Raw genomic sequence first — 16886 nt, 5'->3', positions numbered from 1 at the left:
AATTTACCCTTGAAGTATTAAATTATATAAATTATAGCTAAAACTATATATGTAAAATATATTTTTATTTATTTATTTGTTTTATTTATGTTTAATAACATATAATCTTTATAAAAAACTAATTTAAGGGATTTTAAAAAATAAATTTATTTTATATTTTTATAAATATAATTGCTTATTTCATATTGAAAAATGTACTCTTTGTTACAATTATATATTTTTTTTCAAGTGAGGTTTCAAATTTTTCTGAAGTGTTTTTTAATTTACCATAAGCTATTTTTGCGATATCTTTATCTTCCCATAAAATTTGTACAAAGGTTATAACTTTATTATTATGAGCAACAATATCTATTGTGTTATCACTGTTATCCCACCATGAACCAATTGCATTTGGAAGATAACCAAAAATTGTTTCTTGTTTATCAAAGATAATCTCTTTTATACATCTTTTATAACTTTGAAAAACAGTTTTTTTAATAAACTCTTCTTGTATAATTTGACTTACTTCTTCTAGTTTATTTTGTTGAAGCAAAGAAAGATTTGGATAAATATACAAAAACCAAAAGATTAAAGTGTTGTCAGATATCTCATATCTTCCATACTTTGAGTTCTTGTTTTTTTCTTCTCCTAATGGAATAACTTTTTTTATAACCATCATATCTGAAAGCTTTAGAAGATATCTTGTGAGATAAGTTGATTTCACATCTAAATATTTTGCAATATCCCCTATTTTTTTATTGCCCTTTGCAATTGCTTGTAAAATAGAACAATAAGTACCTATTTCAGTAATTTCAGTTTTTAAAACTCTCACACCATATTCAAAAAGATAAGCATTTGATGAGATAAAAAGATTTACAATATTCTCTGTAAAATCGATTTTGGGATTATAATACTTCAAATTAGCAGGAGTTGTACCTAATAAAGAGTATATATATAAAAGATCAAGCTTATTTATATTTGGGAAAAACTCTTTTAATGCAAAAAAATCTAAATACTCTAATTTTATAATATTATTTGCAAAAGCTTCTATTTCATTTTTGGCTTGAAATTCTAAAAACTGTAAAGAACTAGATATTATGATATGTATATTCTTTTTTCTAAGCTCTTTTTTCCAATATTTACAAAGTGTATCAAGGGCTTGCTTATCTGTCTTTAAAATAGCTTGAAAATCATCTAATACAAGGATTAATTTCTCTTTTATATCTTGTTCAAGTAAAAATAAAATAACTTCTTCAAAAGAGTTAAAAGGTTTTCCTACAGTATTAGTACCATAAAAATATTTTGAGATACAATTAACCATATGTGTAAAAAAATGGCTAGGTATCATCTCATAACTTGAAAAATAAATACAAGCTTTGTCTTTAGAAAATTCATTTACTAAAGCTGTTTTACCAATGTTTTTAGCCCCATAAACTATGTCTAAAGCTGAATTTACACTTGAGTAACTATTATTTAATTTTTCAAGTTCTGCTTTTCTATGTATAAACATCTTGTTATCTTATTTTCTTTATTTTTCTTTTTTTTAAAAGATATATTGAAGAAGATATCTTTTCATTAAAACCTTCTTTTGTGGAAACTATAACATCACTATTTGCTAGTGCAAAATCCTTTTCAAAACTCATTTTAGTATGATTTGCAGAAGTAGAATAATGGGCTTTAAACTTTTTTATAAATGAATAAAACTTATCATTTCTATCAACAACTCTATATGAATTCATATTTGGATAAATAAAAGTGGTTTTTTTAGAGTTTCTAACTCTTTTTCTATGATTTTTTGGAACTCTTGTATATTTTTTTAAAGTATCAAAAGAGTCAAGAGTTTGTAGTATTTTTTGTGTTTTGGGTCTTCTTTTTACACAAGCGAGCTTTTCATCATTTGCTGATGAAAAACCCACTGTAGTGTCAGTTTGTACTAAATATATTAAATTAGTATCCATTAGTCATTTAAAAATTCTTGGATAGATTTTACAGCTAATCCATCTTTTTTTCTTAAAGCTTTCATTGCTTCGATACAAGCAAGTGCAGTTGCAGCTGTTGTACCATAAGGAACATTTTCTTTAAGTACTGCTCTTCTGATATCTTGTCCATCTGATTTTGATGATTCTTTTCCATCACTTGTATTAAAGGCTAATGCAATTTCACCATTAGTTATTGCATCAGTGATATTTGGTCTACCCTCAGAAATCTTAAGTACTTTTTCACACTCAATTCCAGCTTCAGTAATAACCTTATGTGTTCCACCAGTTGCAACAACTGTAAAGCCATTGTCAATAAGTCCTTGTGCAATTTGTGGTGCAAACTCTTTATCTAAATCACATAAAGAAATAAATACTTTTCCTTCTGTTGGTAAGCCATTTTTAGCAGCACTTTGTGCTTTTGCATATGCTTCACCAAAGTTATCTGAAATCCCCATAACTTCACCCGTTGATTTCATTTCAGGTGTTAAAATAGGGTCAGAACCAGATAATTTATTGAATGGGAATACTGCTTCTTTAACTGCAATATGACCTTTTAAAATTGGTTTTAATACACCATTATCTTCATAAACAATCTCAGAGTTATAATTATCAAGAGCTGATCTTAAAGATTCGCCCCACATAACTCTAGTAGCAACTTTTGCTAAAGGCATACCTGTTGCTTTAGATACAAATGGAACTGTTCTAGAAGCTCTTGGATTAACTTCTATTAAATAGATTTCACCTTTATGAATAGCATATTGTGTATTCATAAGACCTACTACACCAAGTCCTAATGCCATTGCTTTTGTTTTTTCTTCTAATTCTTTGATTAGTTCATCAGAAATTGATACAGGAGGTAATGAACAAGCAGAGTCTCCTGAGTGAACACCAGCTTCTTCAATATGTTGCATGATTCCACCAATATAAACTTCTTTTCCATCACTAATACAATCAACATCAAGTTCAATTGCTCTATCAAGGAATTTGTCAATAAGTACTGGTGCATCATTTGATACTGAAACTGCTTCATCCATATATTGTTTTAATTCATCAGTTGAGTAAACAATTCTCATACCTCTACCACCAAGTACGAATGAAGGTCTAACTAATACTGGATAACCAATTCTTTCTGCAATTTCAATTGCTTGTTCTACTTCAACAGCTGTACCATTATCAGGTTGTAATAATCCTACTTTTTCAACAAAAGTTGAGAATTTTTTTCTATCTTCAGCTAAATCAATAACTTCAGCAGTAGTACCAATAATTTTTCCACCAGCTTCTGTAATAGCATTTGCTAATTTAAGAGGTGTTTGTCCACCAAAGTGCACTATGATTCCATCTGGCTTTTCTTGTTCAATTACAGATCTTACATGCTCAAAGTCAATTGGTTCAAAATATAAAATATCAGAAGTATCATAATCTGTTGATACAGTTTCTGGGTTACAGTTATACATAATTGTTTTTACACCAATTTCATTTAAAGCAAATGAAGCGTGAACACAACAATAATCAAACTCAATACCTTGACCAATTCTGTTTGGTCCACCACCAATAATTAAAACTTTTTTCTCATTAGAAGTTTTTTCTACTTTTGGTAGTTTTGTAATATTTGTAGTTGAATAAAGATATGGAGTTAAAGCCTTGAATTCAGCAGCACAAGTATCTACTTCATTGTATTCAAAATCGATATCTAAAGCTTTTCTTGCAATATATACTTCTTCTTCTGTTTTTCCAATAAGAAGACCAATCATCTTATCAGAGAATCCGTTTGTTTTAGCTTCTCTCATAGCTTCTTCATTTGCTAAAATAGCTTTGCTCATTGATTTTTCAATGTTATAGATTTCTCTAAACTTAGATAAGAACCATGGGTCAATATTACATAACTCAAAGATTTCTTCGTTTGTAAGACCTTGTCTATAACCATCCATAAGATATCTTAGTCTATCCGCATTTGGTCTTCTAATTTCTGCTTTGATTTTTTCTAAATCATCACAAATTGGGTCAAATCCGTGAATTCCTGTTTCCATAGAACAAAGTGCTTTTTGAATAGATTCATTAAATGTTCTACCAATAGCCATAACTTCACCAACTGATTTCATACCAGTTGTAAGTGTTGAGTTAGCTTTTGGGAATTTTTCAAAAGTAAATCTTGGAATCTTTGTAACAACATAATCAATAACTGGCTCAAACGATGCAGCAGTTCCTGTAATGTCATTTGTAATTTCATCAAGAGTAAATCCAACTGCAAGAAGAGTTGCAACTTTTGCAATAGGATAACCAGTAGCTTTAGAAGCAAGTGCAGAAGATCTAGAAACTCTTGGGTTCATTTCAATAACAATCATTCTTCCTGTATTAGGACAAATTGAGAACTGAACATTTGATCCACCTGTATCTACACCAATCTCTCTTAAAATAGCAAAAGATGCATTTCTCATGTCTTGATACTCTTTATCAGTAAGAGTAAGTGCTGGTGCAATAGTAGTTGAGTCACCTGTATGTACACCCATTGGGTCTAAGTTTTCAATAGAACATACGATAATACAGTTATCTTTTTTGTCTCTGATAACTTCCATTTCGTACTCTTTCCAACCAAGCATTGATTCCATAATCTCAATTTCATTGATAGGTGATGCCTCAATACCAGCTTCAGCTAATGCTTTGAATTCTTCCATGTTATAAGCAACACCAGAACCACCACCTGCAAGAGTAAATGAAGCTCTTGAGATAACTGGGAATCCAATCTCTTTTGCCACTTTGATAGCCTCTTCAACAGAGTATGCATTTGCAGATTTTGGTAAATCCATACCAATTTTAATCATTGCTTCGTTAAATAAGTGTCTATCTTCACCTTTTTTAATTGCATCTGGATGAGCTCCAAGGAATTTTACTCCCTCTAACATACCCTTTTCGTACATTGTAGTTGCTACGTTTAATGCAGTTTGACCACCCATAGTTGGTAAAATAGCATCAATATTCTCTTTTTCTATAATCTTAGCAACAACTTCTTCTGTAATAGGTTCAATATAAGTTTTATCAGCAAATTCAGGATCAGTCATAATTGTAGCTGGGTTTGAGTTAATCAAAACAACTCTATATCCTAATTCTTTAAGCGTCTTTGTAGCTTGAGTTCCTGAGTAGTCAAACTCACACGCTTGTCCAATAATAATAGGTCCAGAACCTATAAGTAAAATAGATTTAATATCTTCTCTTTTTGGCATAAAGTTCCCCGTTGTAGTGTAGTTAAAAATTTGGATAGTATATCTAAGAAGTGCTTAAATTTTTGTTAGGGAATCTAGTACCTAAAAAGATACTAGATTTTAGTTTTTTGGAAGATTGAATTTTTGGTTTTGTAAAACACCATTTTCATCAAAAGATAAGTAATATAATACATCTTTTTGTACTGGATATCCAGTTAAATATCTGATTGCTAAATTTGCTTGAAGTGAACCAATATGCATTACAATCGGACAAGCGATTCCATTTGGTTTTCTATCATTTATTTTAAATACTGCTTCATAAGAAGCCTCTTCAAAGAAACAAACTTGCCCATGAAACTCTTCAACAGTACCATAAATCCATGGTTGTTTTTTCTCTATGCAATATTTATTTATAGCTGCACGACTAGGTAAGTTGTCTGTTGCATCAATGATTAAATCAAAGTCTAAATCTCTTTTTGCAAACTCATCAAAACTTTCCACATAAGCAGTTGCTTTAGTATATGGACATCTTGACTCAATAAGCTCTTTTAAAACTTCAGCTTTGTATTTACCATCATCACCAACTTTAAATCCAATTTGTCTGTGAATATTATGTACACCAACCTCATCAAAATCTACAAGAGCAAACTCTCCAATTCCTGAAGCACCAAGGGCAATACCTAAAGTACAACCTAAACCACCACTTCCAATGATAGCTACTTTTTTATTTTGAAGATTATCTTGAGTCTCTTCTCCCCAAAGTTTTATTTGTCTGTTAAAATATTCATGAATCTCACTCATTTTTTATTCCTAAGTATTAAAGTCAAGTTTATTTTTTAAATCTAATATAATCATAGCGAAAATAGTTTAAATTAGTTTGACTTTTATCAATTTTAATGTTGAGTAAGTTAGTAACTATTAATTATATTCTGGTTTAATATCAGCTGCTAAATCTGCTCCATAACTTTTATTCTCATACTTTTGATTATTAGCATATTTTTTAGCTTCTTCTAGCAAAATATCAAAAATATATTCATTATATCTATTTTGAAAACTACCTTCATTGTTCATATAAACTTTAAATATTTCAGTATGCGCATGTATAAAAGTTTGCATAAGCTCTTTTACTTTTTTGTTACTTGCGTCTTTTGCATTATCCCTTGAGCTATTTGCAATTGTTTCGATTACTGCTGCATTTTTTCTTAATACATTTGGTATCTCTTTTACCAATACATCTTGCACTTTATCAGGATTATCCCAAGGGATATTTCCAAATCTATCATTAAAGGCTTTCAAGATATTTTCTAGAGTATCAAACTCTTCTTCATTTAATCCACCGCCAATAGTTACTGGAACGGGATCTATAATTCCTATATCATCATCTAATGCTATTTTCTTTTTTCCTTCATCTATTAGCTTATAACTATCCATATCAATAGCTTCTAAAATATTCTCATCTTCATCTTTATCATCATCTATTTTTAACTTTGTAACTAATAGTTTGAGATATAACCACATCTTTTCCCAAGTTTGGTTTTCAAAATCTATTATTTTAGATAGATAACTATATGTTCTTAAAAATGATTTAGCATTGCTTTTAAATTCTATTTTTTCTTTCAAAGATAACTCATCATCAAAATAAATAACTGATTTATTGATTACCCTTTCTAGTGCACCTCTATCTTGTTCTTTCCCATAATAGATACTAAATAATTCATCTAAATCTTCCTCTTCATAAACATGTGTATTTTCTAAATCATCTTGTAAATCATTAAGTTTATTTACATCTGTTTCTTCACTTAATACTGTAATTGAATAATAGTTTTTAAAAGCCTCTTTTATATCTTCTGTTTTATTAAAAAAGTCTAATACAAAAGTATCTTTTTTATATGGTTTTTTTGCTCTATTTAGTCTTGATAAAGTTTGTATAGCTTGTACACCATCTAGTTTTTTATCCACATACATTGTATGTAAAAGTGGTTCATCAAAGCCTGTTTGATATTTATTTGCAACAATCAAAAACTTAAACTCATTTTTCTTGAACTGTTTTGGGATATTGTTATTACCATCTTCAAAACTGTTCATTGAGTTTTCTGTGTAGTCTATACCTTTGTATGTCTTCTTTCCGGAGAATGCAACTATTGCTTTACAAGGTATATTTAACTCAGTTAAATACTCATCAAAAGCTTGTTTGTATTTTATAGCAGATTCTATGCTTTTTGTTACTACCATTGCTTTCGCTTTTCCATTTATTAGTGTTCTTACTTCACTTAAAAAATGGTCAATCATTATTCTTGCTTTTTGTTTGATAGAGTATTCATGTGCTTCCACATAACTTCTTAGTTTTTTTTGTGCCTCTTTTGTATTAAATGTTGGATTATTTTGTACTGCTTTTACAAGCTTATAAAAACTTTGGTATGTGGTATAATTTCCCAATACATCTAAAATAAACTCTTCTTGTATAGCTTGTTTCATAGAGTATGTATGAAAAGGATAAAATTCTTTGCCATGTTTTTCACCAAATATTTCTAGTGTTTTATTTTTTGGTGTTGCAGTAAAAGCAAAATAAGAAGCATTTGAAAGCATTTTTCTATTTTGAATAAGCGCAGAGATTAGCTTTTCATTGTCTATCTCTCCAAACTCATCTTTTATCTCTTCTAAATTTACATCTGATAACACTGCATTTAAACTTTTGCTTGTCTCTCCACTTTGTGAAGAATGTGCTTCATCGATAATAATTGCAAATTTTCCATCAGTTATACTATCCATTTGTTTTAATACATAAGGAAAAGTTTGTATAGTAGAGATGATTATTTTCTTCTTATTTGCCAAAGCTGTTTGGAGTTGATTTGTTTTACTATCTCCACCATTTTCCATAATTGCACCTACTATTTTTGGATTATCCGCAAAGCTTATGACATTGTTTCTTAGCTGTTTATCTAAAACTGTTCTATCAGTAACTATGATAATACTATTAAAAATATTTTCATCTTCACTATTATGAAGTGCTACTAACTGATGAGCTAACCAAGATATAGAGTTACTTTTTCCACTTCCTGCACTGTGTTGTATAAGATATCTTTTTCCTATTCCATTATCTTTTACATCTTTTAAAAGATTTCGTACTGCCATTAGTTGGTGGTATCTTGGGAAGATTAGTTTTTGAGTTACTTTTTTTGTATCTTCATCCTCTTCATCTATTAGTTTTACAAACTTATCTACAATATTTGATAAACTGTTTTTTTGTAAGATTTCATTGTAAATATAGCTTGTCTTTATCCCATCTTCACTTTCAGGATTTCCTGCTCCAAAAGGTTCATATGGTTTTCCATTATTTAAACCTTTGTTAAAGGGTAAGAAAAATGTTTTTCTACCAGAGAGTTTTGTACACATATAAACACTATCTGTATCCATAGCAAGATGTACAAAACATCTTTTAAAATTAAAAATCTTATCTTTTGGGTTTCTATCGTTTTGGTATTGTCTTATAGCATCTTTTACAGCTTGTTTTGTAAATGCATTTTTAAGTTCAAAGGTTATGATAGGAAAACCATTTAGGAAAATTACAAGGTCAATTCTATTTTTATGCTCACTTGTATAAATCAACTCTTCACATACACTAAAAATATTTTCATCATAGTTTTTATTGTCTTTTTCATTTAGTTTACTAACAGGTTTTGAGTAGAAGAGTTTTACAGTTTTATCAAAATATTTTACACCTTTTTTTAAAGTGTTTACTATACCTTCTTTTTGGATTTTTTTATCTACTCTATTTAAAAAAGCTTGTTTGCCTTTTGAGAGTATCATCTCATATATATCTTCTTGGGTTTGTTTTAAAAACCTAAAAAGATGCTCTTGATTTATACACATACTTTTATCAAAATCACTACTAAATGAGAGTTCATAATCTTGACTTTTTGTAAGCTCTTTTAAAATAAGTTTTTGAAATCCTCTTTCACTTGTATCAACTGTTTCTAAACTTGCCATAAAATATCCTCTATTTTAGTTTTTTTATATCCTCTTCTAACTCTTTTAGACTTTGTATCTTTTCTATTTGTTTTTTGTTTTCTTTATATTTTTTGTATTCTAATTCACTTTTTTCTTTTGCCATTTGGTGAGATATCTTTCCTGCATTTGTTAATAATTCTCTTCCATTCATAGATAAAATCAAATCAAGTCTTTCTATCCAATCTTTCATATACATAGGTGTTTGCTGATTTGCCATAGTTTCTGCGAAAGCTAAATATTGTTCTACTAAAAGTCCAAGAAGTTTTATCTCTTCTTCGTTTAAATAGTTTTTTGCAACACCTACATCTTTTTTGGTGATATTTTTATTCTCTTTATCATATGAACTCATACCTAAAAGTGGTTTTGTTATATCCACACGATTGTGTACAAGCTCGGCTGCTGTTTGAGATGATACTGCCCATAAAAGCTTATTTTGAACTATTTTGAAAAACTCAATTGTTTTTTCATCTTTGGGGTCATAATCTATACTCGTCATATAGATGTCTTTGATTTTTTGATAAAAAAACTTCTCACTAAGTCGTATTTCTCTAAGTCTGTTTTGAAGCTCATCAAAATATGACATTTGATTGCCGTTTTTAAATCTATCATCATCAAGGACAAAACCTTTTGTGATGTACTCTTTTAGCTTTTGATTTGCCCAGATTCTAAATTTTGTACCAGTATTTGAACGAACTTTAAAACCTAAGGCTATAATAACATCCAAGTTATAATACTCAACACTATAGTTTTTTCCATCATTTGCAGTTGTTCGGAATTTCCGAACAACTGAATCTTTATCTAATTCTCCATCTTCAAATATAGCTTTTATGTGCTCACTTATTGTTGACTTTGCTTTACCATACAATTCACATATTTGTGCTTGATTTAGCCATATAGATTCATCTTCAAATCTTACATCAACTTTGATATTTCCATTCTGATTTTCGTAGATTAGGATATTTTGATTTTCCATTTAAGATACCTTTATTTTCCCAGTAACTGTACTACTAATCAAACTTTGTTTATACTCATCTAGTAATTTTATCTCATCCTCTTTTGTGTTTATCACTTTATCTATTTTTGAACTCTCTTTTTCTATGTAGTCTACTATCTGTTTTTGTTCATTTTTTGGTGGAATTGGAATCAAATTGGATAAATAACTATTTATATCTAAATTTTGTATACCTGTTGTTTGTTTAATACTATCAATTACTATTTTATTAATATATAAAATATGAAACATTAAAACTAGAAAATCAGATATTATTTTTTTATCAATTATTTTAATTTTATTCATAAAATTTGAACATACTGCATCATAGTCTAAATTAAATTTGACTACTCTACCAACTGGAGTTTTTTCACCGCCTCCAGATTTTTCTATTATCAAGTCTCCTTTTTTTAAAATTCTATTATTACGTTCATTATGTAAAATATTTCTAATAGTTAGATTTTTATCTGAAAAATTAAAATTATTATAATCCATATCTGCTACTCTTACACATATAATATCAGATGAGTTTAATTTTTTTTCATTTCCCCAAATACCACCAACAGTATATTTTATTAATCTTTTTATTTTTATTACTTCCCAATGTTTTGGTATTTTTCCAAGCCACTCTATACCACTCTCTTTATACTCTACTTTTGAATCTAAGCCTTTTGTAACTGCTTGGTTTATAAGTGAACTTTTTTTCTCTTTTAAAAGCTCTATTAACTCTTTTTGTTTAGAGATATAGTTATCCACTTGCTCTAATTTTTTATCTAAAAAATTAGCAATAGCCTCTTGCTCGTTTTTTGGAGGTAGTGGTAAAAAAAAGTTATTAAATTCTTCAGAAGCAAATCTCCATCTACCAAGTTGAGAACTTCCTTGTCCTTGAGCATAAAATATTTTGTTTTGATATCCCATTTGCATTAAATATAAAAAATATCTTGAATCACTTTCTTTTTCAGTTAAATAAAAAACTCTATAATCAGGACTTGTTACTCCATCATATTTTGAAATATCCACATAACCTGTTAATAAGTCCATATGATTCATTGCAAAATCACCTTTTTTTACTAACTGATATTTAGAATAATCCATAGAAAGTTGTCCGCCACCACTTTCTATATCTTTAATTTTAATACCTTTTTGAGTTATAGATAAAATATCAAAACCTAACTTTCCAGCAATTTGTTTTTTTATTTTGAATATATATTTTATTTTCTTATTTTCCCAATGACTAGGTATCTCTCCAAGCCACTCTATTCCACTTGATTTATAAGAATCATACTTTATCATAAACCCAACTCTTTAAGTAGTTGTGCTGAACTTTCAAAGGCTTTTTTTATATCCTTTTCTATCTTTTCTATATCTCTTAGAGGTGTAAACTTATAAAACTGCTTTGTAAAGCTTATCTCATAGCCTTTTAAAGTTTTGTCTTTGTTTATCCAAGCATCATCTAAATGGGGTAGAACTTCAGTTTTAAAATACTCTTCAATATCCTCTTTTAAAGGGATGTTTTCATAATCTCTTAGCTCACTATCACTTTCATACTCTACAAAGTTTTTACCATATACAAACAGCCCATAAAGTTCTGGCTCTTTTTCTACACTTGATTTGTGTATTTTTTTTATAACTCTTTTTGCATTTTCATCTTTTGAAGATATTGCATTTAATATTTTTTTCTTTTCATTTGCACTTAGTTTTATATCTAACTTTTTAAGCTCTTTATCAAAATCTTTTATAAAAAGATTGTAGTCCATAAAGATTTCATCTTTAAATACTTCAAAAAGCTTATTTGCAATATATTGTAAATATCTTTGATTTTCCCAAAGTTTTGTATCGAATAGTTTTTTAAGTTCTGCTGGTTTTACTTTGATTTCATTCTCTTCAAAATAACTTTCAATAGCTTTTTTCTCATCTTTTAGACCAATATAAACCATATCTTGGTATCTTTCATATATTAACTTCATTAGTTCAGTTAAAGTACTATCAAATCGTAAACTCTCAATAGCTTCAATTGTAAACTGCACCTTTAGTCGTAAGGGTCTTTCAACTGTGATTTTGTGATATCCAAAGTCTTCATTATCAAAGATTTTACTTTGTTGTGTAGGTTCAAAATTCAAATATAAATCAGTGATTTGTTTGATATGCTCTTTTTTTAGTTCATAAGATTTACTTCCAAGTGATTTTCTCATCTTTGAGTAGATTTCTGTGGCGTCTATAAGTTGAACTTTTCCTTTTCTTTTTTTATCTTTTCTATTTGTAAGTACCCAAATATATGTGTTAATACCAGTATTGTAAAACATATTTTTAGGAAGTCCAATAATAGCTTCTAGCAAATCATTTTCAATGATATGTTTTCTTATCTCACTCTCACCACTTCCTGCATCTCCTGTAAAAAGAGAACTTCCATTGTGAACTGAGGCTATTTTACTTCCAAGTTCAGTTGAGTCCACCATCTTTGAAACCATATTCATAAGAAACAGAAGCTGACCATCACTACTTCTTGGAACTCCCACATAAAATCTTGGGTCATGTATCTCTTTTTTATCTCCAACTATATAGTCATAGTCATTTTTCCAACTCTTTCCATATGGTGGGTTTGAAAGCATAAACTCAAACTTCTTAGTAGGAAAGCCATCCCTTGATAGAGTTGAGCCATGAAAGATATTTTCAGGGTTTTCATTTTTAATAAGCATATCTGCTGTACAAATAGCATAAGTCTCACCTTCACTCTCTTGTCCATAAAGAGAAAAGTTCAAAGTGTCATTTAACTCATGTGCAAATTTCTCTGATTCTGTTAGCATTCCACCACTTCCACAACATGGGTCATAGATACTAAGTTGTTGATTGTTTTTAAGTTTATCTTTTACAGGAAGGAAAACTATATTTGTCATAAGACTTATGATCTCTCTTGGAGTAAAATGTTCTCCCGCTTCTTCGTTGTTTTCTTCATTGAACTTTCTTATAAGCTCTTCAAAAACATATCCCATCCCAAGATTTGTAAGTGCTGGAAGTTTTTCCCCTTTTGTATTTAAAGAGATATTTGGACTAAGGTTTATATCTTTTGAAACAAACTTTTCTATAAGTGAATATGTTATATTTCCTTCTGCCATTGTTTCAAGTTGGTTTCTTAATTTAAATTTTGAGATTATCTCTTGAACATTGTCACTAAAACCATCAAGATAGTTTTCTAAATTTGACTCAATATTATCAGGGTCATTTAACAGTGTTGATAAAGTAAATTTGGAATGATTATAAAAAGGGTATTTTGTAACTTGATAAAGAGTTGTTTTATCTTCAATACCTTGCTTTTCTAAAAACTCATAAGTTTCTAAAACCTTCTCTTTTGTACTTTCAAGTAAAACATCAAGTCTTCTAATAACAGTAAAAGGTAAGATGATATCTCTATATTTACCTCTTTTGACAACATTTCTTAAAACATCATCTGCAATACCCCAAATAAAATTTATAGTTTGATTTTGTACTTTGTGATTCAAATTTGTACCTTGTATAATTGTTTGTATTTTAAAATATTATTTTACAAAAACTTAGCCCTATATTGGATAAAACAGAAGAGATTTAAAGATGTAGTTGGTTTAAGTAGAAGTTTGGGGCATAAATAAAAATTGACAAAACAAATATTCTTAGATATAATATTTTTACAATTATCCTTCGGGACTACTCTCTTACCTTTGTAAGAGAGGAAAATTACAACTTCATTAATTTTTTAAATTTTGTTTCTAACTTTTCAAAATCATTTTTATTTATTGTTCCAATTTTTCTATCAAGTCTTTTTACATCAAAAGTTTTAGCTTGAACTAACAATGCACAGCTATCTTTACTTTCTAAGAAATTAAAATTATAAAAAAAGCTACCTTCTCTTATTGTTGTTGATAAAGGTATTCCACAAAAAAGTTTATTATTATATTTTCTAAAAATCAAAAGTGGTCTCATAAAATCTTTACCTTTACCATTTTGCTCATAACCAATATTCTTGCCAATATTAGCCCAATAAATTTCTCTTTCTCTAAAATAAGCAGTAATTTTTTTATCTTGTGTTCTCTTTTTTATTTCATTCCATTTATCAAAATCATTTTCTATCATAAAACACCCTCTTCTTTTAAACTAACAAAATCATCTTTTGTAAATATCACATGGTCAAGTAGTTCTATGCCTAAGATTTTTCCTGATTCTTTTAACCTTTGAGTTACTTCTATATCTTCACTACTTGGCTTTAGAATTCCACTTGGGTGATTGTGTGCTACTATTATGCTGGCGCATCTTTTTTCTATGGCATAAGAGAATACTTCTCTTGGGTGAACTAAGCTTTGATTTAGAGTTCCTATTGTGATTACTTTTGTTTCAAGTAGATTGTTTGCTCCATCTAAGTATAGGCATAAAAAGTATTCTTGTTGTTTGTTTTTGTATTGTTTTAACTCTTGATAGACATCTTGGCTTGAAGTTATTTTTATATTTTGATTTTGGATTAAATATCGACGGCTTATTTCTATAGCACTTATTATTTGGCAAGCTTTTGCTTTGCCCAATCCATGGATTTTAAGTAATTTTTCTAAATCTATATTATCAAACTCTTTTTCAAGGAGTTTTACTAACTCCTTAGCTAAAGAAATAACATCTTTTCCTTTTACTCCACTTCCTAATAATATAGCCATAAGTTCATAGTTTTTTAAAGCACTTAAACCTTGTTTTTCTAACTTTTCTCTTGGCTTATCAATGCTTTCTAACTTTTTAATAGTATTCATTTTTTAATCCTTGTGTTGACTTAGAAAATTTCTTTTGATATAATTTATCTATAATTCGCCTACGGGCACACCCACTTTTTCAAGTGGGGCTAATTAGATTAGTACATTTTTTTATAACAAAATGAAAGTCTTTTTTATTTATAACTCCTGCTTTATTCATCAATCTTTTAATACTAAAAACTCTTAGTTGCAAAATCAATGCTGAATTTTCTACTTCGCCATTTTGTTTATTAATATACTTAAATCTATGAAAATAGTCATTGTTTTTTAATGTGCTAGTTAAAGGAACTGCTATAAAAAGTTCAGAGGTAAGTTTTCTTATAATAAGTACAGGTCTTGCAAAATTCGAACCTTTGCCATTTTGTTCATAGCCAATATTTTGTCCTATTTTAGCCCAATATATTTCTCTTGGTTTTATTCCTAGTTTTCTATTATTTTGGTTAGTAGTTCTCTTGATTCTATTCCACTGATCAAAAGTTTCATTAGTAGTTTCCATAAACTTCTCCTAAATAGTAGAAGAAGTTTATCAATAAATTTTATTTTTTGTTATTTACATGTCAATTTGCAATATTTTATGGCAAATTTTCAGTTCTAAAAAGGTTCTTCTTTGTTAGTTTTTTCTTCTTGTGTAAATACAAGTTTTGCTTCATCTAAAAGCTTTTGAGCTTCTTCTAGTTCTTTTATTCCATTTTTATAAACATCAAGTGAATCACTTAGTGTTATATCTGGATTTGAAAGTTTTTCTAAAAGCTCTTTTGCTTTTTCAATCTTTTTTTCAAATACTATCTCTTCTTTTATCTCTGTTTCACTCATTACTTATTCTCCAATAAATCTATAATATAATCATCAAACTTTTCTACTTCTACCAAAAATGAGTCATGTCCTGATTGACTCTCAATCATTTTATAAGTTACTTGGTCACCTTTTCCAATCTTTTCCATGATGTCTCTTATTTCTTCCATCTCTTCAGGGAAAAATAGCATATCATCAGAAAAAGAGATTAAATGAAGTTTACACTTAATCTTTTGAAAAGAGTTTTCTAAAGTATCTTCATTTCTTCCTGCATCAAAAATATTCATTGTTTTACAAATATAAAGATATGAAAGTGGGTCAAATATCTTTGGAAAAGAGTAAGCATTGTATTCTAAATATCTTTCAACTTCAAATCTACCAAAAAGTTCATATAAACCATCTGTTCTAGCATAATCTCTTCCAAACTTTTTATTAAACAAATTTGGACTTAAGTATGCAATTAATCCTGCCATTCTTCCAATTGCAAGTCCTGGTAAACCTTTTGCTTCTAAATTATCTTTGTCATAAAAACCATCTTTGAAAGCTGGGTCATGTCTTATTGACTCAATTGCAATTTTGTTTACTGCTATTGCCCATGGTCTAGTATATGCTGTTGTTGCTAGTGCAAATACATGTTCTGCAAAGTCTGGAAACTCTATTGAGTAACAAAGGGCTTGCATACCACCCATACTTCCACCGACTACTGCTTTTGCTTTTTGTATTCCTAGACTTTTATAAAGATTTATTTGTGCTTTAACAATATCAGAAATAGTAAGAATTGGAAATTTTAATCTATACTCTTTATTTGTACTTGGATCTATACTTAAAGCATTTGTTGAACCAAAGGTACTACCTATATTGTTAGAACAAATTACAAAATATTTTGTAGTATCTATTGCTTTCCCATCACCAATAAGTTTATCCCACCAACCAGGCTTTGCTTCATCGGCATATCTTCCAGCAGCATGGTGACTTCCTGCAAGTGCATGGCAAACCACTATGACATTTGATTTATCTTCATTTAGTTCACCATAAGTTTCATATATAAGCTCATAGGATTCTAAAATCCTACCACTTTCTAAATATAATGGTTCATTAAATTTCGCAACTTTTGTTTCTATTTTCAAACTTAATCCATTTATTATAATATCGCTTTATACTAACAAAAAATATCTAA

13 protein-coding genes are annotated in these 16886 nt (G+C 28.8%); all 13 read right to left on the bottom strand.

Annotated elements, in window-relative coordinates:
- Positions 1-175: 175 nt before the first annotated feature.
- Entirely contained in the window at positions 176-1489 is a 1314-nt protein-coding gene (locus CRV01_RS06105; RefSeq protein ID WP_129007340.1) for an ATP-binding protein, read from the bottom strand.
- A 4-nt stretch (positions 1490-1493) separates the two neighbouring features.
- Positions 1494-1937: a Sua5 YciO YrdC YwlC family protein gene (locus CRV01_RS06100; RefSeq protein WP_129007339.1), complete on the bottom strand. Its 444-nt coding sequence runs from the start codon at positions 1935-1937 to the stop codon at positions 1494-1496.
- Entirely contained in the window at positions 1937-5176 is a 3240-nt protein-coding gene (gene carB, locus CRV01_RS06095) for a carbamoyl-phosphate synthase large subunit (RefSeq protein ID WP_129007338.1), read from the bottom strand. Before carB ends, CRV01_RS06100 begins: the two co-directional genes overlap by 1 nt.
- Before the next feature lie 99 nt (positions 5177-5275).
- The gene (locus tag CRV01_RS06090; protein WP_258238329.1) at positions 5276-5956 is read right to left on the bottom strand and encodes a ThiF family adenylyltransferase; all 681 of its coding nucleotides are present in this window, start codon (positions 5954-5956) and stop codon (positions 5276-5278) included.
- Positions 5957-6073: 117 nt separating this feature from the next.
- Positions 6074-9142, bottom strand: a complete 3069-nt coding sequence (locus CRV01_RS06085) for a type I restriction endonuclease subunit R (protein ID WP_129007337.1) — start codon at positions 9140-9142, stop codon at positions 6074-6076.
- A gap of 10 nt (positions 9143-9152) precedes the next feature.
- Positions 9153-10136 carry a RhuM family protein gene (gene rhuM, locus CRV01_RS06080; protein ID WP_129007336.1) on the bottom strand — a complete coding sequence of 328 codons (984 nt, stop codon included), beginning with the start codon at positions 10134-10136 and terminating at the stop codon, positions 9153-9155.
- Positions 10137-11447 carry a restriction endonuclease subunit S gene (locus tag CRV01_RS13635; RefSeq protein ID WP_164970020.1) on the bottom strand — a complete coding sequence of 437 codons (1311 nt, stop codon included), beginning with the start codon at positions 11445-11447 and terminating at the stop codon, positions 10137-10139.
- The gene (locus CRV01_RS06070) at positions 11444-13651 is read right to left on the bottom strand and encodes a class I SAM-dependent DNA methyltransferase (RefSeq protein WP_129007335.1); all 2208 of its coding nucleotides are present in this window, start codon (positions 13649-13651) and stop codon (positions 11444-11446) included. The genes CRV01_RS13635 and CRV01_RS06070 overlap by 4 nt, the downstream gene beginning before the upstream one ends.
- A gap of 211 nt (positions 13652-13862) precedes the next feature.
- Entirely contained in the window at positions 13863-14258 is a 396-nt protein-coding gene (locus tag CRV01_RS06065) for a type II toxin-antitoxin system PemK/MazF family toxin (protein WP_129007334.1), read from the bottom strand.
- Entirely contained in the window at positions 14255-14917 is a 663-nt protein-coding gene (radC, locus tag CRV01_RS06060) for a DNA repair protein RadC (RefSeq protein ID WP_129007333.1), read from the bottom strand. The genes CRV01_RS06065 and radC overlap by 4 nt, the downstream gene beginning before the upstream one ends.
- Before the next feature lie 79 nt (positions 14918-14996).
- Positions 14997-15413, bottom strand: a complete 417-nt coding sequence (locus tag CRV01_RS06055) for a type II toxin-antitoxin system PemK/MazF family toxin (protein ID WP_129007332.1) — start codon at positions 15411-15413, stop codon at positions 14997-14999.
- A gap of 95 nt (positions 15414-15508) precedes the next feature.
- Positions 15509-15730, bottom strand: a complete 222-nt coding sequence (gene xseB / locus CRV01_RS06050) for an exodeoxyribonuclease VII small subunit (protein WP_129007331.1) — start codon at positions 15728-15730, stop codon at positions 15509-15511.
- A complete protein-coding gene (locus tag CRV01_RS06045) occupies positions 15730-16836 on the bottom strand; it encodes a homoserine O-acetyltransferase (RefSeq protein WP_129007330.1) in 1107 nt (368 codons plus the stop codon). Before CRV01_RS06045 ends, xseB begins: the two co-directional genes overlap by 1 nt.
- Positions 16837-16886 lie beyond the last annotated feature (50 nt).

Source organism: Arcobacter sp. CECT 8983, assembly GCF_004118855.1.
GTDB lineage: Bacteria > Campylobacterota > Campylobacteria > Campylobacterales > Arcobacteraceae > Halarcobacter.
The sequence above is the reverse complement of the archived record's forward strand: the minus strand, read 5'-3'. Positions and strand labels throughout refer to the sequence as shown.

What these genes read in the sequence shown, in the direction of transcription:
- CRV01_RS06105 (WP_129007340.1), bottom strand. Translation starts at nt 1,489, where the DNA reads ATGTTTATACATAGAAAAGCAGAACTTGAAAAATTAAATAATAGTTAC.
- CRV01_RS06100 (WP_129007339.1), bottom strand. Translation starts at nt 1,937, where the DNA reads ATGGATACTAATTTAATATATTTAGTACAAACTGACACTACAGTGGGT.
- carB (WP_129007338.1), bottom strand. Translation starts at nt 5,176, where the DNA reads ATGCCAAAAAGAGAAGATATTAAATCTATTTTACTTATAGGTTCTGGA.
- CRV01_RS06090 (WP_258238329.1), bottom strand. Translation starts at nt 5,956, where the DNA reads ATGAGTGAGATTCATGAATATTTTAACAGACAAATAAAACTTTGGGGA.
- CRV01_RS06085 (WP_129007337.1), bottom strand. Translation starts at nt 9,142, where the DNA reads ATGGCAAGTTTAGAAACAGTTGATACAAGTGAAAGAGGATTTCAAAAA.
- rhuM (WP_129007336.1), bottom strand. Translation starts at nt 10,136, where the DNA reads ATGGAAAATCAAAATATCCTAATCTACGAAAATCAGAATGGAAATATC.
- CRV01_RS13635 (WP_164970020.1), bottom strand. Translation starts at nt 11,447, where the DNA reads ATGATAAAGTATGATTCTTATAAATCAAGTGGAATAGAGTGGCTTGGA.
- CRV01_RS06065 (WP_129007334.1), bottom strand. Translation starts at nt 14,258, where the DNA reads ATGATAGAAAATGATTTTGATAAATGGAATGAAATAAAAAAGAGAACA.
- radC (WP_129007333.1), bottom strand. Translation starts at nt 14,917, where the DNA reads ATGAATACTATTAAAAAGTTAGAAAGCATTGATAAGCCAAGAGAAAAG.
- CRV01_RS06055 (WP_129007332.1), bottom strand. Translation starts at nt 15,413, where the DNA reads ATGGAAACTACTAATGAAACTTTTGATCAGTGGAATAGAATCAAGAGA.
- xseB (WP_129007331.1), bottom strand. Translation starts at nt 15,730, where the DNA reads ATGAGTGAAACAGAGATAAAAGAAGAGATAGTATTTGAAAAAAAGATT.